Annotated in this window: 21 protein-coding genes; 15 read left to right on the top strand and 6 right to left on the bottom strand. The window is 44.9% G+C overall.

Annotated features, from left to right (window positions below; genetic code table 11):
- The first annotated feature begins 5 nt into the window (after window positions 1-5).
- The gene (locus tag CSW98_RS06020) at window positions 6-542 is read left to right on the top strand and encodes a YfiR family protein (protein ID WP_100799550.1); all 537 of its coding nucleotides are present in this window, start codon (window positions 6-8) and stop codon (window positions 540-542) included.
- Window positions 539-2,587 (top strand): bifunctional diguanylate cyclase/phosphodiesterase, encoded by a 2,049-nt coding sequence (locus tag CSW98_RS06015; protein WP_100799549.1) that lies wholly within the window; start codon window positions 539-541, stop codon window positions 2,585-2,587. The genes CSW98_RS06020 and CSW98_RS06015 overlap by 4 nt, the downstream gene beginning before the upstream one ends.
- A 13-nt stretch (window positions 2,588-2,600) precedes the next feature.
- On the opposite strand, the gene CSW98_RS06010 is transcribed toward CSW98_RS06015, so the two are convergent.
- The 3 genes from CSW98_RS06010 to focA form a co-directional block, all read right to left on the bottom strand.
- Window positions 2,601-3,239, bottom strand: a complete 639-nt coding sequence (locus CSW98_RS06010; protein ID WP_100799548.1) for a hypothetical protein — start codon at window positions 3,237-3,239, stop codon at window positions 2,601-2,603.
- A 126-nt stretch (window positions 3,240-3,365) separates the two neighbouring features.
- Window positions 3,366-4,961, bottom strand: a complete 1,596-nt coding sequence (nhaB, locus tag CSW98_RS06005; RefSeq protein WP_100799547.1) for a Na(+)/H(+) antiporter NhaB — start codon at window positions 4,959-4,961, stop codon at window positions 3,366-3,368.
- Between the two features lie 140 nt (window positions 4,962-5,101).
- Window positions 5,102-6,559 (bottom strand): formate transporter FocA, encoded by a 1,458-nt coding sequence (gene focA, locus CSW98_RS06000; protein ID WP_100799546.1) that lies wholly within the window; start codon window positions 6,557-6,559, stop codon window positions 5,102-5,104.
- A 254-nt stretch (window positions 6,560-6,813) separates the two neighbouring features.
- On the opposite strand from focA, the gene CSW98_RS05995 reads away from it, so the two are divergent.
- Window positions 6,814-7,719, top strand: a complete 906-nt coding sequence (locus CSW98_RS05995; RefSeq protein ID WP_100799545.1) for a LysR substrate-binding domain-containing protein — start codon at window positions 6,814-6,816, stop codon at window positions 7,717-7,719.
- 40 nt (window positions 7,720-7,759) lie between these two features.
- On the opposite strand, the gene CSW98_RS05990 is transcribed toward CSW98_RS05995, so the two are convergent.
- Window positions 7,760-9,397: an ATP-dependent endonuclease gene (locus tag CSW98_RS05990; protein WP_100799544.1), complete on the bottom strand. Its 1,638-nt coding sequence runs from the start codon at window positions 9,395-9,397 to the stop codon at window positions 7,760-7,762.
- 232 nt (window positions 9,398-9,629) lie between these two features.
- Between CSW98_RS05990 and CSW98_RS05985 the strand changes: the two genes are divergently transcribed.
- The 3 genes from CSW98_RS05985 to CSW98_RS05975 all read left to right on the top strand — a co-directional run bounded on the left by CSW98_RS05985 (window position 9,630) and on the right by CSW98_RS05975 (window position 13,574).
- Window positions 9,630-11,363 (top strand): bifunctional metallophosphatase/5'-nucleotidase, encoded by a 1,734-nt coding sequence (locus CSW98_RS05985; RefSeq protein WP_100799624.1) that lies wholly within the window; start codon window positions 9,630-9,632, stop codon window positions 11,361-11,363.
- Between the two features lie 625 nt (window positions 11,364-11,988).
- Entirely contained in the window at window positions 11,989-12,180 is a 192-nt protein-coding gene (locus tag CSW98_RS05980) for a hypothetical protein (protein ID WP_100799543.1), read from the top strand.
- A 122-nt stretch (window positions 12,181-12,302) separates the two neighbouring features.
- The gene (locus tag CSW98_RS05975; protein ID WP_100799542.1) at window positions 12,303-13,574 is read left to right on the top strand and encodes a DEAD/DEAH box helicase; all 1,272 of its coding nucleotides are present in this window, start codon (window positions 12,303-12,305) and stop codon (window positions 13,572-13,574) included.
- An 82-nt stretch (window positions 13,575-13,656) separates the two neighbouring features.
- On the opposite strand, the gene CSW98_RS05970 is transcribed toward CSW98_RS05975, so the two are convergent.
- Window positions 13,657-14,223, bottom strand: coding sequence for a PhnA domain-containing protein (locus tag CSW98_RS05970; RefSeq protein ID WP_100799541.1), 567 nt, complete (start codon window positions 14,221-14,223; stop codon window positions 13,657-13,659).
- 212 nt (window positions 14,224-14,435) lie between these two features.
- On the opposite strand from CSW98_RS05970, the gene CSW98_RS05965 reads away from it, so the two are divergent.
- The 3 genes from CSW98_RS05965 (at window position 14,436) to CSW98_RS05955 (ending at window position 16,864) form a co-directional block, all read left to right on the top strand.
- Window positions 14,436-14,867, top strand: a complete 432-nt coding sequence (locus CSW98_RS05965) for a hotdog fold thioesterase (protein ID WP_100799540.1) — start codon at window positions 14,436-14,438, stop codon at window positions 14,865-14,867.
- Window positions 14,867-15,097, top strand: coding sequence for a DUF3389 domain-containing protein (locus CSW98_RS05960; protein ID WP_100799623.1), 231 nt, complete (start codon window positions 14,867-14,869; stop codon window positions 15,095-15,097). Before CSW98_RS05965 ends, CSW98_RS05960 begins: the two co-directional genes overlap by 1 nt.
- A 75-nt stretch (window positions 15,098-15,172) precedes the next feature.
- Entirely contained in the window at window positions 15,173-16,864 is a 1,692-nt protein-coding gene (locus tag CSW98_RS05955) for an SgrR family transcriptional regulator (protein ID WP_100799539.1), read from the top strand.
- Between the two features lie 51 nt (window positions 16,865-16,915).
- Here the strand turns inward: CSW98_RS05955 and CSW98_RS17610 are convergent, their stop codons facing one another.
- Window positions 16,916-17,092, bottom strand: coding sequence for a hypothetical protein (locus CSW98_RS17610; RefSeq protein WP_198517281.1), 177 nt, complete (start codon window positions 17,090-17,092; stop codon window positions 16,916-16,918).
- A 210-nt stretch (window positions 17,093-17,302) separates the two neighbouring features.
- On the opposite strand from CSW98_RS17610, the gene CSW98_RS05945 reads away from it, so the two are divergent.
- The 6 genes from CSW98_RS05945 to CSW98_RS05920 all read left to right on the top strand — a co-directional run bounded on the left by CSW98_RS05945 (window position 17,303) and on the right by CSW98_RS05920 (window position 25,409).
- Entirely contained in the window at window positions 17,303-18,040 is a 738-nt protein-coding gene (locus CSW98_RS05945) for a response regulator (RefSeq protein ID WP_100799537.1), read from the top strand.
- A gap of 157 nt (window positions 18,041-18,197) precedes the next feature.
- Complete coding sequence (locus CSW98_RS05940) at window positions 18,198-19,748, top strand: sugar ABC transporter ATP-binding protein (protein ID WP_198517280.1); 1,551 nt, start codon at window positions 18,198-18,200, stop codon at window positions 19,746-19,748.
- A gap of 37 nt (window positions 19,749-19,785) precedes the next feature.
- Entirely contained in the window at window positions 19,786-20,781 is a 996-nt protein-coding gene (locus CSW98_RS05935) for an ABC transporter permease subunit (protein WP_100799536.1), read from the top strand.
- A 105-nt stretch (window positions 20,782-20,886) separates the two neighbouring features.
- Window positions 20,887-21,828, top strand: a complete 942-nt coding sequence (locus CSW98_RS05930) for an ABC transporter substrate-binding protein (protein ID WP_100799535.1) — start codon at window positions 20,887-20,889, stop codon at window positions 21,826-21,828.
- A gap of 124 nt (window positions 21,829-21,952) precedes the next feature.
- Window positions 21,953-24,478, top strand: a complete 2,526-nt coding sequence (locus tag CSW98_RS05925; RefSeq protein WP_100799534.1) for a hybrid sensor histidine kinase/response regulator — start codon at window positions 21,953-21,955, stop codon at window positions 24,476-24,478.
- Complete coding sequence (locus CSW98_RS05920) at window positions 24,468-25,409, top strand: substrate-binding domain-containing protein (RefSeq protein ID WP_100799533.1); 942 nt, start codon at window positions 24,468-24,470, stop codon at window positions 25,407-25,409. Before CSW98_RS05925 ends, CSW98_RS05920 begins: the two co-directional genes overlap by 11 nt.
- The last annotated feature ends 16 nt before the right edge of the window (window positions 25,410-25,425 follow it).

Raw genomic sequence — 25,425 nt, 5'->3', positions numbered from 1 at the left:
TGTAAATGATGATTCGTCAGCTTTTCATCAGCCTGCTTGTTGCGTTATGTCTGTCCGGTACTGCATTGGCATCTGAGAGAGAATATGCGATTAAATCGGGTTTTATGTTTAATTTTGCCCGTTACAGTCATGGCCTCTGGTTCAGTGATGATCCGGAGGAACATTATGTGCTGTGTGGATTTTCACCGGAGTTTACTGCGGCAGCTAAACAGGCACTGGCAGGGCAGAGCCTGTTTGGTGCTGAGGTGATGGTTCGGCAGTTGAACGGGTTCGAAGAAGAGTTATCCGGGTGTCATACTTTGTTTGTATCCAGGGACGATGTGGCTGAATGGACTCATATTGCCGGGAGTCAGCAGCTAAAGAATATGATGTTAGTTGGGGAATCGGACGATTTTATTGAGTCCGGTGGTCATATCCGTTTTTATGTGGTTGGCGGAAAGGTGCGGTTTGAAATTGACCCTGAAGGGTTAGAAAAAGCAGGTATAGCGATGAGCTCGAAAGTACTTCGTCTGGGGCGGATTTATAAAAGGGATCAGTCATGAAATATACGATGATGTTCCGCTCTATCAGTGTAAAACTGTTGTTCACTTTGATGGGAATTTCTCTTTTCACCGGGCTTCTGACCTCATCTATTCTGACTGCCCACGAAATGAAAGCGGCTGAAAGAAGTGATCGGGAAAAAATTATTCTGATGGCGAATATACTGCTTCCTAGTCTGACAGCTGCAGTATTATTTGATGATGAACAAACCGCACAAGAGCTGATTAATCCACTTAAAAATAACGGAAATATTCTCCGGGTTCAGGTGACTGATACACAAGACAGTATTATTGCTCAGGTAGAGAATGAACACACGGTTCGTTCTCCAAACAGCGAGATTTCGGTTCTGAAACTCCCTCTGATGATTGAAAACAAGTTCTATGGTTATCTGGGTATTGAATCTGATGATTCTGAAATTCAGAAGCGGATTAGTTTTTATGAGGATTTTCTGCTGATTATTCTGGGCATTGTTTTTGTAGTCAGCTTCAGTCTTGCTTTTATTCTGCGTTCTTATTTTATTCACCCGATCCTATACCTTGCCTCTGTCGCGGATAAGGTAACCCGAACCAGAGATTACAGTCTGCGAGCCCGGCAATTGTCTAATGATGAAGTCGGAGCATTGAGCGTCAATTTCAATTCTATGCTGGAAAAGATGGAAAGCCGGGAACAGGATCTGGAAACTCGGGTACAGTTACGTACGACGGAACTGAAAATCGCAAATGAAAAACTTCATCAGCAGGCATACCTTGATAGCCTGTCAGGTTTGCCTAATCGTCGTTTTATGCAGGAGAAGCTACAGTCACTGTTGAGTGAACAGCCTGTGCGTGAAAGGCTTCCGTTTGCATTAATGTTTATCGATCTTGATGGATTTAAGGAAGTTAACGATACCATGGGGCATGACTATGGCGATATTCTTTTGATCCGGGCTGGAGAACGGATTAAACAGGCTGTCAGAGATAAGGATATGGTTGCCCGTATGGGGGGAGATGAGTTTAATGTCCTGCTTATGGATGTTGACAGCCATACAGAAGTTGCTTGTATTGCCGAGGATATTCATGCTTCCTTGTCCGATTGTTTTCACCTGAATGGAGAGCAGGTTTTTGTCACCTGCAGCATCGGTATTACATTATATCCTGAGCATGGCGATACTGCTGAGACTCTGATTAAGTTCGCGGATCTGGCCATGTATGAAGCTAAAAATGACGGCCGAAATTGCTACCAGTTTTTTTCCGGGAGAATGCTGGAAGTTGCACTGGAGAAACGCCGTATTACTGAAGATCTGCGTCATGGTATTCAAAATGATGAGTTTGAGCTTTATTACCAGCCGGTCGTTGATCTTGCCAGTAGCCGTGTGATTAAAGCGGAAGCTCTGATTCGCTGGAATCATCCGGAAAAAGGCTTTATCAGGCCATCAGAATTTATCGGTCTTGCTGAAGACAGTGGGCTTATCCGGGAATTGGGGTCCTGGGTCGCAAAATCAGCTTCGAGAGAGGTTGCCATTATGCGGGAAGAGATCGACCCTGATTTTCAGGTCAGTATCAACGTCTCTCCGTCGCAGTTTAAAGGCACTGGTGAATGGCTGGAAGACTGGCTGGGCTATATGGCAGAGCTGAAACTGGATAAGAGTGCCATTATTGTTGAAATTACAGAAAACCTGCTAATGGAAAGTGAAGATTCGGTCAGAAGTAACCTGCTGAAGTTACGCGATGAAGGGATTAGTATTGCTATTGATGATTTTGGGGTTGGATATTCATCACTTTCTTATCTGCAGGAGATGGACGTTGATATCCTGAAAATAGATCGTTCATTCGTTGATAATCTTGATAAAGACAGTAACAGCATGGCATTGTGCCGGGCTATGATAATGATGGCCCATCAGTTGAATATTGCGGTTATTGCGGAAGGCATCGCCAGTGATGAACATAAAGCTAAACTGATAGAACTGGGATGTGATTATGGCCAGGGTTATCTATTCGAAAGGCCAATGCCTTCGGATCTGTTCCGGGATAAATACGGTGTAATGCGTCAGCTATGGAAACAGGCATAACCTGCTTTTTTTACTACTTCTGCCATTCGAGAATAGCGTAAAGCTGGATATATTTTCTGACCAGTTGCTGATCTGCTGAACGTACTAAAGGGTGGCCGAAGCGGAGATAACAGGGGCTGATTTGAAAGCAGTGATCCAGTTCACTGACCAGTTGTGATTCACTTTGATGCAGAGTGATGCCTTGTCCGCTGTATTCATTGATATCATCCGGCAATTCACCCATCCACCAATGGAGTAATTCCCGGCTCCGCTGACTACGGGATATCCAGTGGTCACTGAGCAGGATTAGCAGGTCATTGGGCTGAATACAGTAACCGTATTCGGCCTGCCATTCACCAATATCCGCCAGCAGTTTTTCCCGGCAGGTGTAGCTTGCACTGACCAGATGATGTGTCATGACCCAGATGGTTCCAGCACCGCAAGCAATGCGGTAATGATGAGGGTGGTCGGTTTCTGCAACGGTTTCTATGGGTTCGAACTGGCTTGGGTAGCCAAATGATTCTAACGTACTGACCATTCTTCTGGCAAAAGCTCGTCCGAGATGGTGTTCACTCATTCCCCGGTTATGGACAGTCGGATAGTGATTTTCACACAGTTTCAGACAATCTTTCTGAAAATTCTGAATACTTTGAATAGCCAGATCCTTTAGCAAGAGAATCCTCCCGGTTGTGTCCCATAAGCCAGATGATGCAGAGAAATTTAAAAATCCCCCGATGATGATCAGGGGATTTCATGCAGTGGTTATTCTTATCCACTCTGGTATTAGATGCAATAAAAATTATAAATGTCCGGTAGTTAACGCATGCCCGACAGTTTTCATTGCATCGGAGTGATGACTGAGAATACCGGCTTCATACATAGATACCGTCATCGGATCCAGCAGATAGATAATACACAGCAGACTGACAGTCATCAGCACGACGGTATAAGGCAGAGCCATGTAAACCATGCGTCCGTAAGACAGTCGGATAAGCGGTGCCAATGCTGATGTCAGCAGGAACAGAAACGCTGCCTGACCATTTGGTGTCGCAACTGAAGGCAGGTTAGTGCCGGTATTAATGGCAACGGCAAGCATATCGAACTGATCCCGGGTAATCACATTATGCATCAGTGCATTTTTTACTTCATTAATGTATACCGTACCGACGAACACATTATCGGAAACCATGGACAGTAGACCGTTGGCGATATAAAACATGCTGAGCTGATCATCACCATCCATATGCAGTACCCAATTGATGATCGGAGCGAATAATTGCTGATCGATAATAACAGCGACGATGGAGAAGAAGACAGCCAGCAGAGCAGTAAAGGGCAGTGCCTCCTCAAATGCTTTACCAACGGCATGTTCTTCGGTGATTCCGGTAAAAGTGGTTGCCAGAACGATAACCGACAGACCGATCAAACCGACGGATGCCAGATGGAAAGCCAGGCCGGTAATGAGCCAGACAGCAATCAGACCCTGAGCCCATAGCTTTGTTGTATCCAGTTTGGTGCGTTTTTGGCGCTGCTCCTGATTAAATTCTACCAGTATATGGCGCACACTTTCCGGAAGTTGTGCTCCATAGCCGAATAACCGGAATCTTTCTACCAGAATACAGGTCAGGATGCCACAAATGAACACAGGCAGTGTTACCGGGGACATGCGCATGATAAATTCACCAAATAGCCAGTCTGCCTGATCGGCAATGATCAGGTTCTGTGGCTCACCGACCAGAGTCACCACCCCTCCCAGAGCTGTTCCGACACCTGCGTGCATAAGTAGCGAGCGTAAAAATGCACGGTAGTCGTCCAGATCCTGTCGGGTGACTTCGGATAAGTGCTCATCTGTTGTATGGTCATGGGAAGGGCTGCTGCCCTGACCGGAAACGACCCGGTGGTAAATAGCATAGAATCCAACCGCTACACTGATGATTACGGCAATAACAGTAAGGGCATCAAGAAAGGCAGATAAAAATGCAGCAGTAAAACAGAATGCAACTGACAGCATGATTTTTGACCGGATATTAAGAAGGATCCGGGTAAAGATCAGCAGTAGGAGCTGTTTCATAAAATAGATACCGGCTACCATAAATACCAGTAGCAGTAGTACTTCAAGGTTAGCTTCCAATTCATGCATGACCTGAGCTGGAGAAGCCATACCAATCGCAATGGCTTCAATTGCCAGAAGGCCACCTGGCTGAAGCGGATAACATTTTAACGCCATTGCCAGAGTAAAGATAAACTCAACGACAAGTAGCCACCCGGCTGTGAACGGGTCAATTGAGAATAGAATCGGGTTGAGGATAAGAAAAGCAATAATGGTCAGTTTATACCAGTCCGGTGCTTTCCCAAGGAAGTTCTTTATCAGTGCATTTCCATATGAAATTGACATCGTGGTTATACCCCTTAAATTATTTTCAGTTCAGCCGGTGCTAATTTTTAAATTTATGGCAAGCAGCTCTTGCTGACCGGTGAACCGTGTCAGACCTCAGTATGAGCAGAAACGGACTGAGGTCTGATTATTAGCATGTATTACGCTGTTTCCTTTGTTGCTTCGTCTTCAACGATATCCAGTCTTTCACCATAGACAGAGCGCAGAGCTTTTGCTACCTGAAAACGGGAAATCACACCAACCAGTTCTCCATTATCCAGAACTGGCATTGTATGAGGTTTGCTAATATTCATACTTTTGGCTCGTTCCTCAACAGAAAGGCTGTTCAGACGGATAGCAATACCTGCACTGCTTACCGGATATAGCTGCTCTTTATCAATGCACAGGTACTCCGCGACATTGACAAGACTATCGTTAGCATCAATGGCGATAACATCACGGTTCATCAGATCCACCACTTTTTGTCCTTCAGCAGGAATGTAGTCCTGACACCACAGCTCTACCATCACATCATGCATAGAGAAGAAGCCTACCAGCCGACCCTGAACATCGGTAACCGGTGCTCCTTGTAGGTTGCGGTCAATTAGTGCATCCAGAGCCAGTTCTGTCGGCATATCGACACGCAGTGAAAAGGCTGGCTGGATCATCATGTCTTTTACCAGGATATTTGTATTCATTGTTGTCTCCTTGTCTGAAGAAGTTGTAATAGGTTGTGTAATAGGGGTTACAGAAGATGCTTTTAATTGTGGGCGGCTGAAAATAGTCCAGTTAGCCAAACCAACCAAAACGGCACCACCAACAATATTTCCCAAAGTGACAGGAATGAGATTGGCAGTAATAAAGTGGGGTAGGTTTAAATCGGCATATTGGGCGGGTGTCGCTCCAACGGCCTGCCAGAAAGATTCCGGAGCAGTGCTTTGAATAACAATACCCAATGGAACCATAAACATATTTGCTACACAGTGCTCAAAACCGCTGCTCACAAACATAGCCACAGGCAGAATAACCATAAATGCTTTTGCCAGTGCATTACCCGTACTGAAGGTCAGCCAGATAGCCAGACAAACAAGCAGATTACAGAGTACGCCTAATGCGAATGCCTGCGCTGTAGTATGATGCAGTTTGTGCTGAGCGATATTCAGAGCATTCAGTCCCCACTCACCATGACCGGACTGATACAGGGCTGCAACACTGACGATAAACAGCAGGAACAGAGCTCCGATAAAGTTACCGATATAAACTTTTCCCCAGATACTCAGCATTTTCTTCACACTGATTTCACGGTTTGCGCAGGCGATACTGGTGAGTACGGAACTGGTAAATAGTTCACCGCCACACAGAACAACCAGTATCAGGCCCAGACTGAATGCGATACCTCCGGCAAAGTGGCTAAGCCCCCAGCTTTCTGCGCCATTACCGGTTGTGACCGTAATGTAGAACAGGAAGGCGATACCGATAAATATACCAGCCATAATGGCCAGACCTATCGTCATGCTGGTGGATTTTTTGGCTTTATACACAGCGTATTTTTCCGCTTCCAGCATCATTTCGTTTGGCGAAAAGAACTGCCGGGCTTCTATTGGATTAGATGCTGACATCAGTGCTCCTTTTGTTCGCTTTCATGATTTACTCCTTATTTTTCGAATGGGTATCTCTCATAACGCCACACAGTTCGAACTTTAAATGCATCAAGGTTCTTATGTGTGTGGTTCTGGTTCAGAATAAGACGAGTTATAGGTAGCGGTAAATTTGATATTTTTTAATTTTCTTATCAGATAAATTGATATAGTGATTTGTATCAGTAAAATGCACGAATAAGCATATGGCTGAATATTCAGGTTTAGGGAAGGTTATGCGTTATTCTTTAAAACAATTAGCAGTATTTGATGCAGTATCAGATCTCGGTAGTGTCAGCATGGCAGCTGACAAACTGGCTCTGACACAGTCAGCGACTAGTATGTCACTTGCACAACTGGAAAAAATGCTCGGACGGCCTTTGTTTGAACGTCAGGGGAAGCGTATGGCGCTGACCCATTGGGGGATGTGGCTCAGACCCAAAGCTAAGAAGTTATTGCAGGATGCCCAGCAGATTGAGCAGGGCTTTTTAGAGCAGCATCTTCTGAGTGGTGAAATCCGCATAGGGGCTAGTCAGACGCCGGCTGAACATCTGATCCCGGACTTAATCAGTATCATTGATAATGATTTTCCGGAAATGCGCATTGAACTGGGAGTGCAGAGTACCAGTGGAGTCATCGATGGGATCCTGAATTACAAATATGATCTGGGGATTATCGAAGGGCGCATTGATGACAGCCGTATCATGCAGGAGGTTTGGTGTCGTGACCACCTGACGGTTGTTGTGTCTGCGCATCACCCGTTTGCTAAAAGAGAAAGAGTGAGTCTGGCACAGCTTGAACAGGCCAAATGGGTGTTACGCGAGGTCGGTTCTGGTACACGCAAAATTTTTGATAGCTCCATTCATCATCTTATTTCTGATTTGGATGTGTGGCGTGAATATGAACATGTTCCTGTCCTGAGAACTCTTGTTGCGAATGGTCCTTATTTGACTTGTCTGCCTTATCTGGATGTAGAAAAGTACATAGAGGAGGGAAAACTGGTGGCATTGAACGTTCCGGAACTGGAAATGGAACGAACGTTATCTTTTATCTGGCGTGCCGATATGACGGAAAACCCTCTGGCTGACTGTATTAAGAGAGAAGGCCTGAGAATGATGAAAGGCAGGCCGAGCATTTTGTAACTTTTCTATTAAAAGGCATATTCAATTAAATTGATATGCCTTATGTATTGCCGTTTGCCATCGTGATGACCCTTTTTAGTGTCCAGCGTAGCAACAGTGGGATAAATTCGACGCCTTGTTCTTCACAATAAGAGACGATGGCAAGTGCCAGATCCGGTTTCGCGTATTTTTTCAGAGCCCTGGCAATGACCTTTTTGGGAGGAATAGGGTGATCATAAGGTACTTTTATCAGTTCCTTAAAAAATTTTTCGAAGCCATTGGCATATAAGAAGTGTTCTATATCTCTTTCTGGTAGTTCTGTCAGTCGGTGTCTTTCCTGGTCACTATCCAGCTGAACTCGGACTGAATGTGCGTATTTCTTACCCGCAGCGTCACCATCAGTGACTACATGCCAGTCAATATCAAATGCTTTCGCCACTTTAATCAATGATTTCAGGCCGGACTGAGCAAACTCAATAATCTGTACACCTTCTGCGGCCAGATTGTAACCGCACAGTTTGGCCAGTTCGTTAAAAAGCCAGACTTCGGTCTCTCCCTCGACCAGTAACCAGCAACGAGCAAATAATGCACCTGAACGATGAAAACGGATATGAAAGCCGATCCGGCGCAGTTCATCTTTACTAAGCTTTCTTGGGCCGATACATTTTGCGACAGTTCTTTCAGACTGACGTATCAGACGCCGGATGGAATAAAGTGGAACAGCGGCCAGCAGATCGGCACTGTTCGTAGTCAGGATTTTCTGCATTGGTACCATCTGCAGCAAATTCCACGCTCGAGCTAAATGGGTCGGATGCAGGCGACCTTCCGGATCTTCTATAATAAGTAAGGGTCTGGCGCAGCGTTTCAGTTCGGTTTCGCCTTTGCCTTGCAGGTAAGAATTGACCAGTCTTAATAGCAGCAACCGGGTTTGGCGATTTTTGGTTTCACGAATGTATTCCAACAGATTACTTGTACTGACGGAATGGCTGTCGACCAGCAAACTGTCACGTGGAGTCCTTGGGTTAGGTCGGCTGCGATCCTGAAAAGAAAAATAATGTTCTACCAGAGTCTGCATAGATTTCAGGCTACTCTGCAGTTCTCCTTTGTTGACATGACCGGGTGTAGACAGTAAACGACGGGTTGTATTTTGGATGCGTCTTTCTATTCTGGCATTTTTAGGCTGCTCACCAGCATTGCGCGGGCGATGGAAGCGTCTGGAATCCCGTACTCTGATCACTGGGTGCAGGCACATTAATTCCTGCGCAAGCTTGAAAGAGTGGTGCAGCAGGAGCGGTTTTCCTTTAGGGTTCAGAAACTGATATTCTGTGGATACTTTATAGATATCCCGGCTGGCACTCAGACAGTATATGATCTGTTTTTGACCCGAGTCGTTTTCAACCCACACCGGACGTAATTTTCGGTAGCGTCCTACGTGTTCTTCACCCTCGTAGCTTGGGGAAAATGTCAGGATGATTTGCAGGTGCTGGGTCTGAGGGTGGGAAATAGAATAATCGACGTGAAAATCTTGCATTTCGAAGGTATAAGGAATACCCTCAGCGGGTAATGCAACCGATAGCGCATCCAGTAGAGAAGATTTACCCCATGTATTTTCTCCGATTAGTGTGGTGACTGCATCAAAAGTGAGAGAAAGTCTCTTGATTCCGCGAAAACCTGAAATTTCAATACGTTCTAACTGCATATATTGACTCCTTTATGACGTTTCGCGTTCATTTTTGTTAAATTCTGTTACGTCAGCACGCCCTAGCTACAAGCATATATCAAAATGTTATTTACGGTTCAGCTGTAGTTCACAAATTGATTTCGGAAAGATCCTTACATGATTCAATCAGTAAGGGAAACAATTCCGGTTCATTACAATGTCATAACCGATGTATTACTATGGGGTCGGAGAAAAGAGAAAAAGACAGCTTATGAAAAAAGCCAATAAGCCAGTTAGAGTAACGCTGGCACATATCAATGATACCCATTCCTATTTCGAACCACAGTCATTACAGTTAAAGCTCTACCTTAACGGTCAGATGTTGACTCCTTATGTCAGTAATGGCGGATTCGCCCGTATCGCCACCCGGATTAAGCAACTGAAGCAGCAAGCCGCGACATCCGGAGATGATTTTCTGTTTCTGCATGCCGGTGACTGTTTTCAGGGAACCCTGTATTTTTCCCTGTTTAAAGGCAGAGCCAATGCTGATTTGCTTAATGCACTGAACATTGATGCTATGGCGCTGGGAAATCATGAACTGGATATGGGGAATGAACCGGTTGCTGATTTTCTGGATAATATTAATTTCCCTTTACTTGCTGGTAATTGGGATCTGTCCGGTGAAAATACGCACAAACTCAAGCCACTAAGAAATAAGAAGAATCTGTACTATTACCGGTCAGAGGAACAAACAGCCCATTGTCTGATTAAAGAGTTTTCTGATGAACCTGTTGCTATCTTCGGTTTATCCATCGATAAAATGGCAGATATTGCTAATCCGGATCCTGATACGCCATTTGTCAGTTCGCGTGATACTGCAATAAAAACAGTGGCCATGCTTCGCCGACGGGGTATTAATAAAATTATTCTGCTGAGTCATCTTGGTTATGATCTGGATGTTAAGCTGGCCGGGGATGTTGAGGGAATAAGCCTGATTATCGGTGGGCATACGCATACGCTGATGGGGGATTTTTCATCTCTGGGGCTGGGTAAAGAAGATGAATACGGACATAAAATCAATGAGACTTATATTGTTCAGGCGGGTGCTCATGCGCAGGCTTTGGGTCACTGTCATATTGAATTTAATGCGGATGGTTCGGTCGCTGGTTTTTCTGGTAAAAATGAACTGCTTGTCGGGCGTCGTCTGTTTATGGATGCAGCTTTGGCTGAATCTGGTTCCGGTGAGCTTTGCTGCCAGATGGGAGATTATCTGCGGCAGCACCCTCAGGTGGTTATTTGTGCCAAAGATCCTGAAATACAAGATTTATTGCAGCATCAATATCGTCCTCAGGTCAGTAAACTGCAGCAAACCATTATCGGTCAGATTGGTGAGCCGTTCCGGCATGTCCGGATCCCTGATGCTCATGGCCCCAGTGATGTTGCGCCTATGGTAGCCGAATCGTTTGTCCATATGATGAATAAACATAACTTCTCTGCTGATTTTGCTATCCATAACGCAGGGGGAGTCAGAACCTCTCTTCAGCCTGGAGATATTTCTGTAGCGGATATTGCCGGAAAATTGTTGCCTTTTGCCATTCCGGTCGGAGTTTATAAGATCAAGGGGAAATATCTTGCCGAGGCACTGGAGGGGGCAATTAATAATGCCACAAACAATGGTGTTATCGGGACGGGTTCAGGAAGCTATCCGTATACGTATAATCTGAACTTTACCTACCATGCGGAAAAACCGCTGGGTCAGCGGATCAGTCATCTTTCTGTCTATAAGGCCGGTAGGGGATGGGAAGCCGTTGAAGCTGAAGCTATTTACCGGGGGACATCGTCAGCCTATACAATGAAAGGTAAAGAGGGATATACCGGGCTGATTAATATGGAAAAACAAGGCAAGATCACTCGTTTTTCCATGGCGGACTGTTTTATAGACTTTATTCAGACATTTCCTGAGAGACTGGCAACAAATGTGAACAGTATCTCCAAGTTAGGCTGAATCTGGCATACCCTTTGCTTTGATTTATATGGTTAAACTTTAAACGTTACCGGTCGATAAGGAGCTAATATCGACAGACAGTGTCTGTAACGTAAAGCCTAATCTGTCCAGTGAAAAGTGGAGGATATATGTGGAGTAAAGATATACAGGATACAGCTGCCGTTCTGGTTTGGATCATTGCCTGGTCTGCTCTGGTTTATTTTGTCCCGTTGACCGGAGTGTAATACTACTATTATTGAAAAAGGAGCGTCCAGCTCCTTTTTTGATCGTTTAACTTGCGCCGTCCAATCAAAAAGTTTTCTTGTTTAGTATGAAACACATCAAAAAAATTAGGTCTTAATTTGATCTGTTGCACAAATCTAATCGGTATCCGTTTCTCATGGAAATGGAAATTTTTTATCTTTATATCTAATTGAAAGGGTTGTCTTGATTAATTTTCAATAAATTCCTGCTTACGTCATATGTAATCTAATTTTTTATTATGTTGATAAATAGAGCCAAGCTCTTAGTTTGGATTAGAAAAACTAATCCATATTGAGAATATTTGTCATTTTTTATTGTGGATAGTCTGAACTAAACTTAACGCATATTAATGGTAATCAAACAATAATTTAAAGAGGCGCTTATGGCTCAGGTAATGCACGCGAACAGAATCTCTGCTCCAACCTCTACGGATAAAAAAACCTATGCGGTGAATGTCAAAGGATTGATTGCCCATCTGCTGGATGTTCTGTTTGTACAGGACAGTGTGGAAAGTCATTACTATTCCAGTGATCTTTCCGGCCATCTACAAAAAGATATTGGTCTGATCCGCTGATCCGGCTATCTAATCCATCAGAAGATAAAGGCGCTATAACAGCGCCTTTTTTACGCCAGACAGGGGGCGCTATTTATGTGTTTCTCTGGTAATATCTCGCCTCTGGTTTACGAGGTATCGCCATGTCATCTAAGTCTCTTCACTTTTCTCAACTGTCTCTGGATCATCGGCTAACGGACAGAGTCGCAGCTTTGGGCTTTCAGTCTCCGACAGATATCCAGATACAAGCGATTCCCCTTATACTTGAAGGCGAAGATCTGCTGGCAGGTGCCCAGACAGGTACAGGCAAAACGGCTGCATTTGGTTTACCTGTTATTCATGCATTATTAAATAAAGAACCGGCTAAAAATTTTCCTGCTAATGGTGTTCGTAGTTTGATTGTGACACCGACAAGAGAACTGGCTCAGCAAGTATTTGATAATCTGGTGAGCTATTCGGATACATTAGGGCTGAGTATTGTCGCGGCATACGGTGGTGTCAGCCTTAACCCTCAGAAAGAAAAATTGAAAAATGGTGCGGATATTCTTGTCGCAACACCGGGACGCCTGCTTGATCACGCATACAATAAGACGGTTGATTTGTGTGCTGTTGAAACTGTGGTCTTTGATGAGGCAGACAGAATGTTGGATATGGGATTTTTACCTGATATCCAGCGTATTTTTAAACGGCTTCCACAGCAGCGTCAGACGCTATTATTTTCTGCGACCTTTGATAAGAAAGTGAAGACTCTGGCATACCGACTGCTTAATTCTCCTAAAGAAATTCAGATTCATGCTCAGAATAGTGCTGCGGAATTAGTCTCTCAAATATTGTATCCGGTTGATAAAAAAAGAAAGCGTGAATTACTTGCTTATCTGATAGGTTCCCGTAACTGGCAACAGGTTTTGGTATTTACGAAAACTCGAGAGGGAAGTGAGCTTTTGGCTAAAGAGTTGAAATTGGATGGGATAAAAGCAGCAGCAATTAATGGTGATAAAAGTCAGGGTGCAAGACAAAAGGCTCTGGATGACTTTAAAAGTGGTAAAGTTCGGGCGCTGATCGCGACAGATGTTGCTGCCCGGGGATTAGATATTAGCGAGCTGGAATGTGTCGTTAATTTTGATATGCCATTTAAGGCAGAGGACTATGTTCACCGTATCGGCAGAACAGGACGCGCTGGGAAAAATGGCCTGGCAGTATCCATGATGAGTCGGGATGAAGAGTATATGCTTGCTGCTATAGAAGCACTTATTGATATGCGAGTGCCTCAGGAATGGCTTGCCGGATTTGAACCGAGCCCGGCCCCGGTGGTTGATGAACAGCCTCGTTCCAGACGCTCTTCGCGTTCGGCAGAAAAACGTAAAATGAAGGCTAAATTAAAAATACATCAGAACAGAGGAAAGAATAGCCGTTAGGTTTGTAATTATCGAGTTAAAGGTATAGAAAAGGCGCTAAACAGCGCCTTTCCCTATTTCATAAATCAGCTCAAACCGCTAATTATTTCTTACGAGTATACTCAGCGATGATGTACATTGACTGACCATTCGCTTTACCGGAGATAAGCTTAGGATCGTCAGAAAGGCTAATGCCACGAACGACAGTACCTTGTTTGATTACTTGAGAAGAACCTTTGATTGGTAGGTCTTTGATGATGGTTACATCGTCACCTTTTTTCAGCTCAACGCCATTCACATCACGAGGTTTTTCAGCATCGTCATCCATGCCGATTTCTGCCCAGTTCTTGATCTCATCTTCCAGATACATCATATCCAGCAGATCCATAGCCCAGCTTTCTTTAGCAGACAGACGCTTTAACTGACGCCATGCCAGAACCTGTACCTGTGGTACCTGACTCCACATGCTGTCATTCAGACAACGCCAGTGGTTGGCATCCATTGTTTCCGGATCTTCAACCTGGCTTTTACAGGTGTCACACAGCATGGCTGCATGATCAACCGTTACCTGAGTGTGTGGAGCTACCACAAAAGGGGAAAGTTTAGTTTCCGCACCACATAGTTCACATTTAGAGCCACAACGCTCAAGCATAGTTGCTTCAGTTGCCATTAGAAATTACCTTAGTTGAGTGTGTTTTGCCGTGTATTATCCACTTTATTCTCAATTATAAAAGGGGTAATTGGGTTATTGCCGGATTCTTATACAGAAATCATAACATTATAAGAATATGATAAGCATATTATCATCTGGTTTTCACGGTGTATCGGGTATACTAACTTCCTGCCACAGCAGAAAAATTCAGAATAACGAGAGGTCGCGATATGTCTATATGGAAAAAAGAAATAAGTCTGGAGAAGCTGAATGCGACTTCAAAAGATACTTTGATAGAGCACCTCAATATTGTTTATAGTGATTTTACGGAGCAGTCACTGTCAGCAACGATGCCGGTTTGTAGTATAACGCATCAACCTCTCGGAATGTTGCACGGAGGGGCTTCCGTTGTATTGGCAGAAACACTGGGATCTCTTGCGGCTAATTTCTGTGTTGATTCCGGTTACTACTGTGTCGGGCTGGATATCAATGCAAACCATATCCGTGCGGTAAGAAAAGGCATTGTAACAGGTACGGCTTCTCCTGTTCATTTGGGAACGACGACGCAAGTATGGCAAATCAATATTACTGATGAGCGTTCCCGATTAGTCTGCTCCAGTCGCCTGACGATTGCTGTTATGAAGAAAAAGCGAGGACAATGATGGTTGTTGAATGCTCATGGGGCAAGGTCATTGTGACACCTTTTGAATTGGTTGTTCGCCTTGAAGGAAAGCATATGGCAACAATGCAGGCACAAACGGATGCCATTCAACTGATTGGCCGGGGAGCGAACGTTATTGCCGCTAATGGCAGTGAATGCAAGTGGTCAGTTAAGCTGGATAATGAAGAACAACTCAGACAGATTGCTGCAGAAATGGGCTGTGAGATTTAATCGTCTACATGTTGCAGACCCTTATGCTAATATGGGAAATTACCGATTGTTTTATTTCAGGCGAGTTTCCCCTTTATGAGCAGCCCACGACTTCGCACTCAGTTTGAGACCCTTTTCGAGCATTTTCACGGAAGAGATACAGATATTCGTCTCGAAGATATTACTGAAGTACTTTGCTGTACACGCCGGAATGCCAGAATTGTGCTGAATAAGCTGTCTGAAGAAGGGTGGATTGAGTGGCATCCGGCTGCGGGACGAGGGAATCTCTCTCAGCTTTTGTTTAAGCGTAATCAGCAGGATGTCAGTGAAAATCTGGCTCGCCGGTATCTGGAAGAAGGGCGTATCGGTCAGGCTCTGAATGTTTTTAACCGTGATGTCAATAAACTGGCTCAGGTTATTCAGAGTTATCTGGGCGTTCAGAATGTGGAAGGGCAGCAGGTTGTGCGACTTCCATATTATCGTCCGCTTTCTATGCTTAATCCCGGAAAGCCTAACCGGCGTTCAGAGCAGAATATTATCCGGCAAATTTTTAGCGGCTTAACTAAATTGGATGAAGATGATATTTTGCAACCGGATCTTGCCCATAGCTGGGAAGCTCTCAGCTCCTCGCACTGGAGATTCTATTTGCGAAATGGAGTTCGGTTCCATAATGGAAATTTTCTTCAGATACAACATATTATAGACAGTATTCTGACGCTTAAGCAGATAAAAACATTTGGACATATTGAACAGGTGACATCGCCAGACCCTTGGGTTATTGATATTAAACTGAACCAGCCGGATTGGCATTTACCGTTTCTTTTTAGCGAATCGCTAGCGAAGATCATGCCGCCGGAATCATGGAGGGGGGAAGATTTTGATTTGCTGCCGATGGGAACCGGGCCATATCGGGTAGTCTTAAATGATGACAAACGTCTGGTTCTGGAAGCTTATGACGGCTATTTTGGTTATCGTCCTCTGGTTGATAAGGTTGAAGTCTGGGTTATTGATGAAGCCTATTCCGGAATGGTATTCCCAAGCCTTTCTAATCCGATTATGTCCCAGCGCAGAGGGAATGATGATGTTAAGCTGGATCCCGGTTGTACTTATCTGCTTCTGAACCGAAAACACGGTATTGTTCGTAATCCTGAATGGGCTGAATATCTCAGTTCAGTTTTAAATAGTCTGAACCTCTACAGAAACCTGCCGGAAGATCAGATTGTTGAGCTGGGGCTGCTGCCTGCACATGGTCTGAAGCCCGGTTGGCATCATTCATTACCTTCACGTTTTCCTGTCGTACCAAAAGGCAAGAGAGAATTGACCATTGCATATCATGCGCAGCATCCTCTGTTTCCTGTTATGGCGAAGTCAATAGAAACGGTGTTAAATCAGGATGGTATTAAAGTTCAGTTTATAAAGTACGAACATATTATCGATACGCCTGAGCTGGTTGATATATGGATTAAGCCGATGGGCATTGGTTCATACCGGGAAGAGGCGTTTGCCGGGTGGTTGCTTGGTTATAGTGATATTGCAGCTATGAGTCGTGAAGAGGATTTCAGCTGCTGGAGCCATCTGGTGGAAAAATGGCGGACAGAAAAGGACACCCCGTTTCCTGCTAAAGAGTTGGGTAAAAGTTTAGTCGAGAGCCATCAGATTATTCCGATGTTCCACTGCTGGCTTGGTGTAAGCAAGGATCATTGTGGTTCGTTACAGAATGCGAAATGTAATGCACTGGGATGGTTTGATTTTAGTCAGGTATGGCTTAAGCCTATAATCAATACTTAACACTCAGGATAAGATAACGTGCAGTGCGCGTCATCCCGCGCACCGTTAGTTTTATTCATTCTCAGATTCGTGTTCTTCAATAAACTGCTTAATAAAGCGTCTGACTTCCCGGGCAGCGGAAGTATCCAGATCGTCGCAGAGAGAAACAAATTTATCCCGCTGTTCACCGTTAATCCGGATAATCAGCTGGCTGTCTTTTTTATTGCTGTCTTTTTTATTGGCAGACATCTTCTTTTTTGAGCCCATCACAGTACAGTTTTTAACCTCGTATATACAATGGCTATATGTTTTAGTGGAATGACGCTTTTTAGTCAAGGAAAACTACAATTATTCGGCAAATCAATTGTGTGCGTGACCGCTTATACTTGCAGCCAATCAGTTGATTGCTTTTTGTAAGCTTGTTAGATTCCGGTCATCTTTTTCGTAAGAGTGACAACGATGGAAGACAGAAGTCAGTGTCCTATCCTTATTGTGGACGACGAAGCCGATATTCGGGAACTTATTTCTGATGTGCTACAGCAAGCAGGTTATCCCTGTGTCGCTGTTGCTGACGGGAAATGTGCCCGGATGGAAATGGCTGCGAATAAATACAGTCTGGTTATTATTGACTTACGTCTGAAAGGTGAAGATGGCCTGGAACTGGCTCGCAGGATCCGGTCTGTCAGTTCGGTTCCCATTTTGATGTTAACCGGAAAGGGTACTGAATCTGATCGGATCATCAGTCTTGAGCTTGCGGCAGATGATTTTCTGATGAAGCCTTTTAATATCCGGGAATTGACAGCCCGGGTAAACGCACTATTACGTCGTTCACTGTTGGCTGAAAAGGAGCGGGCTAGTGTCATTCAGGCACAGTATGAGTATCTGGCTTTTGGTGACTGGTTGCTGAACCTGACTACCCGACAGTTGGAGTCCTCTTCAGGTGAAGATGTTGTTCTGACGTTTGGTGAATTTACCTTGCTGGAGACACTGGCCAGACATCCTAAAAGGGTGATGTCGCGAGAACAACTGTTAACGGGGTTAAGAGGTGTTGAAGCGGAAGTCTTTGATCGCACGATAGATGTACTTATCTCCCGGCTGAGGAACAAACTTGAGGTAAATCCTAAAAATCCACGTTATATCCGTACTGAGCGAGGCGTCGGTTATAGCTTCGCTGAGTCTGTTTTGCACCGGGTGTGACCAACCCCCCAATTTCCCCTTAAAATCGGTATATTTCAGTTCCCGTTAATATTGAGTTAACAATTGAGATAGTCCGTTAATACTTCTTTCTTAGAGTCATTCCATAACAAACGGCGAGCAAATGCTCTCCGGTTATCAATTCAGTTTGGTAGACAAGATGGATATCTCAATGGAACAAAAAGGCAGCGTAACCCGGATTAATCCCCCGGTGTTGCAGATGAAGAATGTATCAAAAACTTTTCCCGGGGTTAAAGCTTTACAGCAGGTCGAATTGACGGTCTATCCGTTTGAAGTTCATTCTCTGATGGGAGAAAACGGAGCGGGAAAATCCACGCTCATGAAAATACTGTCCGGCGCTTATTCCGCTGATAAAGGCAGTCAGATTTATGTAAATGGTAAGCCCGCCAATATTACTGACCCGCTGTCGGCGAAAAAGCAAGGTATAGCGGTTATTTATCAGGAGCTTTCTCTTTCACCGAACCTGTCTATTGCTGAGAACATTTTTCTCGGCAGCGAGCTGTCAGTCAACGGCATTGCGAACCGTAAGAGGATGATAGCGGAATCGAAGAAAACACTGGATCGCCTGGGCGTTACTTTTTCTCCATCGACACTGGTCTCTGAACTCTCAATTGCTGAACAGCAGATGATTGAAATTGCCCGTGCCGTTCATTCCGATGCAAAAATTCTGGTTATGGATGAGCCGACAACAGCACTTTCTACCCGTGAAACCAGTCATCTATTTAAGCTGATCCATAAGCTCAGGGAAGAAGGATTGGCGATCATTTATATTTCACACCGGATGTCGGAAGTTTATGAACTTTCCGATCGCTGCTCTGTGTTACGGGATGGCTGTTATGTGGGGACACTACAGCGTGAGGAGCTGTCTTCAGATGTGCTGGTCCGGATGATGGTCGGTCGCGATATTTCCGGATTTTATAAAAAAGACACCAGCGCTGCATGTCAGCGGGAAGAAAAACTTCTGGAAGTAAAAGAACTGACGGATGAAAACGGCATGCTAAAACCAGCGTCATTCAGTTTATACAAAGGTGAAGTTCTAGCTCTGGCTGGTTTGGTGGGTTCCGGAAGAACAGAACTGGCGCGGCTAATCTTTGGTGCAGATAAAAAACGCAGCGGAGAAGTGTTCCTGAAAGGCCTTCCGGTGACTCTCGACAGTCCGAAGAAGGCCATTGATAACGGTATCCTTTATCTGACAGAAGATCGTAAATCTCAGGGGTTGTTTCTGGATATGGATGTCTGCAACAACGTGAATCTGCTGGCATTTTCTCAAGACTGTTCCTCCACAAAATTACTGGATCTCAGTAAACGGGATCGCCGGGTGGATCAGGCCATCGATTCTCTGAAGATCCGAGTTCCACACTCCCGGGTCTGTGTTGGCTCTTTGTCCGGAGGTAATCAGCAAAAAGTACTGCTGTCCCGGTTACTGGAAGTATCGCCTAAAGTGCTGATCCTTGATGAACCTACCCGGGGTGTTGATATCGGTGCTAAATCTGAAATCTATAAAATTATCAATGATCTGGTGAAAAAAGGTGTTGGGGTTTTGGTTATTTCCAGTGAGCTTCCGGAAGTCATCGGGATTGCTGACCGGGTACTGGTGATGCATGAAGGCCGTATTGCCGGTGAGCTTGAACATCAGGGGAAAGAAGAGTTGAACCAGAACAATATTATGAAGTTGGCAGCAGGTGCATAGGCCGCCGTTACGGATAAGAAATATCAGAGAGAAGATTATGAATACAACAACGAAAGCGGTTGAAACCACACCGGTTAACCAGCCTAAACTATCCCTGCAGGCAATGCTGAAGTCAGTCGGTATGTTGCCGGTACTGATTGTCCTTTGTATCGGATTTGAGGTAATGAGCGGGCGATTTATGTCTCTGGATAACCTCTCAATTGTGGCACAGCAGGCATCGATTAATACTGTACTGGCTGCCGGAATGACCTTTGTTATTTTGACCGGGGGGATTGACTTGTCTGTTGGTTCAATACTGGCTGCAGCCGCGATGATTGCGGTGATTGTCTCTAAATTTCCAGGCATAGGTATGATGGGGCTGCCTGCTGCCATGATGGTCGGCATGATTTTCGGCCTGATCAATGGTGGTCTGATTGCCTTTTTGCGACTTCCTCCCTTCATTGTAACACTGGGGGCATTGACAGCAGTACGTGGAATAGCTCGTCTAATGGGGAACGATACTACGGTATTTAATCCTGAGATGCCTTTTGACTTTATCGGTAACAGTTCACTGTTTGGCGTTCCCTGGCTGGTGGTCATTGCTGCTATCGTGATCCTTGCGTCCTGGTTTATTCTGCGGCGTACCGTGCTCGGGATCCACATCTACTCTGTTGGTGGTAATGAAAGTGCCGCTCGTTTGTCTGGCATTAAGGTCTCAGCCATTCTGCTGTTTGTCTATGGTGTATCAGGTTTTCTCTCTGGTCTCGGAGGGGCGATGTCTGCTGCTCGTTTGTATGCAGCCAATGGTACGCAATTGGGGGTGGCTTATGAACTGGATGCTATCGCTGCCGTTATTCTGGGTGGAACCAGTTTTGTCGGTGGTATCGGAACTATTTGGGGAACGTTAATTGGCGCGCTGATCATCGCGGTGCTGACCAATGGTTTGATCCTGACCGGGGTTCCGGATGTGTGGCAGTACATTATCAAAGGTCTGATCATTATCGGAGCGGTTGCACTGGATCGCTATCGTCTACAAGGCAATTCAAGAACCTGATGTAAATAATTTATTTATTGTATGCGGTCCATAGTGTCGGTATTCCGGTCGGGCTGCGGCATATAACCACGTGAAACAAAACAACAAAACACGGAGTAAATAATAATGAAACCATTCAAATATCTGGCACTGACGGCTGCTCTTATGGCGGGATTAAGTTCAACGGCTCAGTCAGCGGAATTGAATAAAATTGGTATTTCTTTGGGCTCTATGGGTAATCCTTTCTTTGTCGCTTTAGCACATGGGGCAGAAGCTAAGGCAAAAGAAATCAATCCTGATGTTGAAGTATTGTCGATGGGATACGATTACGATTTAGGCAAACAGTTTAATCAGATTGATAATTTTATTGCTGCTGGTGTCGATCTGATCCTGCTCAATCCGGGGGATCCGAATGCGATTGAACCAGCCATTAAACGCGCTCAAAAGGCTGGAATCGTAGTGGTATCGGTAGATACGGCAGCAAAAGGTTCAGACGCAACGGTAACGACGGACAACATCAGTGCCGGAGCGGTAGCCTGCGAATATATTGTTCAGAAACTAGGCGGGAAAGGGAATGTTATTATTCAGAATGGTCCTCAGGTTTCAGCGGTAATTGACCGGGTAACTGGTTGTAAGCAGGAACTGGCTAAAGCTCCGGATATTACGATCTTGTCTGATGATCAAGATGGTAAAGGTTCCCGTGATGGTGGTATGTCCGTCATGCTTGGTCATCTGACCCGTTACCCACAAATTGATGCCGTATTTGCGATTAATGATCCTCAGGCTATTGGAACCAATCTGGCAGCAAAACAGCTGAAGCGTAACAGTATTGTTATTACTTCTGTAGATGGTGCACCGGACATTGTGGCTGCACTAAAAGATAAATCTAATCCAATGATTCAGGCTTCGGGTAGCCAGGATCCGTACCATATGGCTGAAGAAGCGGTTTCCGTCGGATATAAAATCCTTTCTGGTGTAAAACCGGATAAAACCGTTATGTTGTTGCCATCTGAACTGGTTGACCGCAATAATGTTAATCAATATGTAGGGTGGGATGCCGTTCGTTAACGGTTCATGTTTCTGTATTGACGGATATAAATTAGCCGGGACGTGATATCGATTACTTCCCGGTTTCTTGTATTCCGGTATAAGGGATAACACACTTTCTCAGATAGCCATACAGGACATCATAGTGCTGAAAAAAAGAATAAAAAACAGAGAGTTTACCGCAATGATCATGGCGGTCATCATGTCTCTGGCATTGGTATTGGTGGCTGCTATCGGGTTAAGTCAAACCAGTAAAGTGATCACTCGGTTGGAATCTGAGTCTTTGCCGGATATCCGCACCGCTTTGGGACTGGCGGAAAGTGTTGCACAACTGGCTGCATTTGCTCCTTATGTCGCCGCATCGGATCAGCCTTCCCTGCTTCAGCAGCAAAAGGTTCGTTTTGAACTGCGGTTTACGCAGCTGTTTACCATTATCGAGGATATTTCCGATCGGAACTTCCATACCACGTTAGTCAGTAAACTGACACAAATCGAGCAGAATGCAGAGCAGCTTAGTCAGGTCGTTTCAGACAACCTTTTATTATCGGAAGAGTTGTTGGGTCGTTATTATCAGCTCAAGTTTTCGCTGGATAAGCAGCCGGAGTGGAACAGTGCCATTCTGAACTCGGAGCTGGATAGTATAGATGTGCTCAGTAATCCGGAACAGGTGCGTTCTGAGCTGATTGAGCTGCTATTAAAACAGCTCAGATATGACGCTCATTCCTATGCTGAACCTTTGCGTCGCTTTCTGAATTTTGCCCGGCAGAACGATCAACAGATGCGCAGTAATGAAAAGAGAAAACAGTTTTTACTGATTTCTATGCGTATCCAGTCGGAACAATTGAGTGAATATGTAAACGATTTTGCTAATCAGATAGAAGATAAAGTTTACCAGCAGCAGTTAATGGCTAAGACGCTGAATAATCAAGTGTTCTGGGGAATGGTTTTTGTAATGGCTCTGTTGATTGTTACGGTTGTTACCAATTATGGTCGTAATCTTAGAGTGATTCAGGAACTGACCTCTGTAACCGATGATATGGTGCGCTTGTCGATCGGAAATACTACAGAAGAGAGTAAGCTTAAAGTCAGTGATGATGAAGTGGGGGAACTATGGCGAGCCTATCTGACTTTCCGTTCTCATACGGAGCAGATAAAGAGCGTTCGGGACGATCTGGAACAGCAGAAACTTTTACTGGAAACGATCTTTAATGGTATGTATGACGGTCTGAGTGTTTTTTCGGCACAAAATCAGCTATTGGCCTGGAACAAGCAGTATCTGTCCAGTCTGAATATTACTGAAAATGATGTGTACTATGGGATGCCGTTGAAGGCTATTTTGGATTTGATCAGTAGTCATGGTGAAGTTTACCGGGATATCAGTGGTGAACTGGTAGACTTTTCTCACTGGATATCGATTCGTCATACTCAGGGCAAGTGCGTGGAGCGGCATGATTTATCCGGTGGAATTATTGAGTTTCGCAGTCAGCCAATGCCTAATGGCGGGTTTATCACATTGACGCAGGATCTTACCTATCGTCGGGAAACCGAACTTCAGCTTCAGCAGGCAAAGAAAATGGAAGTTCTTGGCCAGTTGACGGGGGGTGTTTCTCACGATTTTAATAATTTCCTGACCTCTGTTTACGGTAATCTGCAGCTATTGGAGAATCAGCCGGATTTATCGGATAAGGCTCAGAAATATATACGCCGGGCGTTAAAAGCCACAGAGAGCGGAAGTCATTTGATCCGAAAATTGCTGGCTTTCAGTCGTAAACAGGTACTGGAACCTGAACTGATACAAGTCGATGAGCTGATCCGGGAGACTGGTGATCTGCTGGAATATAGTGTGTCAGACAGTGTGACACTGATATTTGAGCTCTCTTCTCATCCATACCGAATTAAGATAGATCAGACACAATTGCAAAACGCTTTGCTGAATCTGATCTTAAACGCGAATGGGTCGATAACCGGCAGTGGTAATATTATTCTTGCCACTCAGGTAATGGAATGCCGTGACAGTCTCTGGCTGGAAGTTTCGGTATCCGATACAGGAAAAGGTATCCCCAAAGCCATACAGGAAAGGGTTTTCGAAGCCTTTTTTACCACAAAACCTGTTGGTGAGGGGAGTGGACTCGGGCTGAGTTCTGTGCATGGTTATGTTCAGCAGTCAGGAGGCGATATTGGTATTGAATCGGAGCCGAATCAAGGAACCCGGGTCTGGATGCGATGGCCGGTAGAATATGAAATGAACGAATTGTCACTCGGAGAAGCAACTGAATCTATACCGGGATGTTTTGTTAACGGGATCATGCTGTTAGTTGAAGATGATCGACAAGTGGCTGCGACGATGACGGATCTGCTCAGTCAGCATTACAGCCAGGTGGTGCATTTTCAGAGTGCGGATACTGCCTGGTTGTGGCTGATGGATTATCACGACAAGGTAGCCGGTATTTTGAGTGATATTCATCTGGTGCATTCAGTATCGGGGGTTGAATTTCGCGACAGGGTAACTAGTTACTATCCAAGTCTGCCCGTCTTTCTCTATTCCGGCATGGCGAAGGAAATAATAGAGCAGCAGTTTAGTTGTGTGCTTGGTGAACGTTTTCTTACAAAACCGTTTAAAAAAGAAGATATTCAGCGGGTTATAGCCACAGGGCAGAAAAATGAGAAGTAAATGGTTGCAGTGTCTGATATGTCTGTTTTTTTCCATCAGCAGTATCGCAGCGGCAGGAGAGAAAAAACTAAATATCGGGATTAGTCTGGTGGATCTTTCGAATCCGTTTTTTTCTATTCTGGCCAGAGAGATTTCGAATGAAGTTGAACTGGGGACGGGGGGAAACGCCAATGTACTGATTCGTTCCAGTGCTTATGATCTTACCCGACAGATCTCCCAACTTGGAGCATTTATAGAAGAGGGGGTCGACATACTTTTTATTGCTGCATCGGAGACCGAAGCCATTGCTCCGGTTATTCGGCACGCCCGGGAAAACGGTATTATTGTGGTTGCTGTTGATATCGAGGCTGTCGGAACGGATATCAGTGTCTCATCCGATAATTTTCAGGCCGGAACCATCGCCTGCGAATATCTGGCCGGGCAACTGTCCGGAAAAGGCAAAGTAGCGATCATTAATGGTTCGCCGATCTCCTCTGTGATCCACCGGGTGGATGGGTGCCGGAATAGTTTGAAACAGTATCAGAATATTGATCTGGTATCCTATGAGCGTAACAGCAGCGGTACATTTAGTGGTGGACTGGAAAGTATGACGTATCTGTTGCTTGAATATCCGGATTTGGATGGTGTGTTTGCAATCAATGACCCGTCAGCATTGGGGGCAGAAGAGGCCGCCAGACAGATGAATATAGACAGGCCGTTAATTACTTCTGTCGATGCTTCTCCGGAAGTGCTGAAAAGGCTGAAATCTGGTAAGAGCAACCTGATAGCGAGTGTTGCTCAGTTTCCGCATATCATGGCCAGAAAAGCGGTCAGACTGGCACTGGAAAAGCAGAGTGGTGAGTTTCAGCAGCAGCGTACGGAACTGATACCAACAAAACTGGTTACGGTAAGTAATGTGGCTAAATTCAGTCAGTGGCAGGAAGTTGAGTAAACAAGAAGAGTCGCGA

This window comes from Vibrio sp. HA2012 (assembly GCF_002812955.1).
Taxonomy (GTDB): domain Bacteria; phylum Pseudomonadota; class Gammaproteobacteria; order Enterobacterales; family Vibrionaceae; genus Vibrio.
This window is presented reverse-complemented; position numbering and strand designations above follow the sequence as displayed.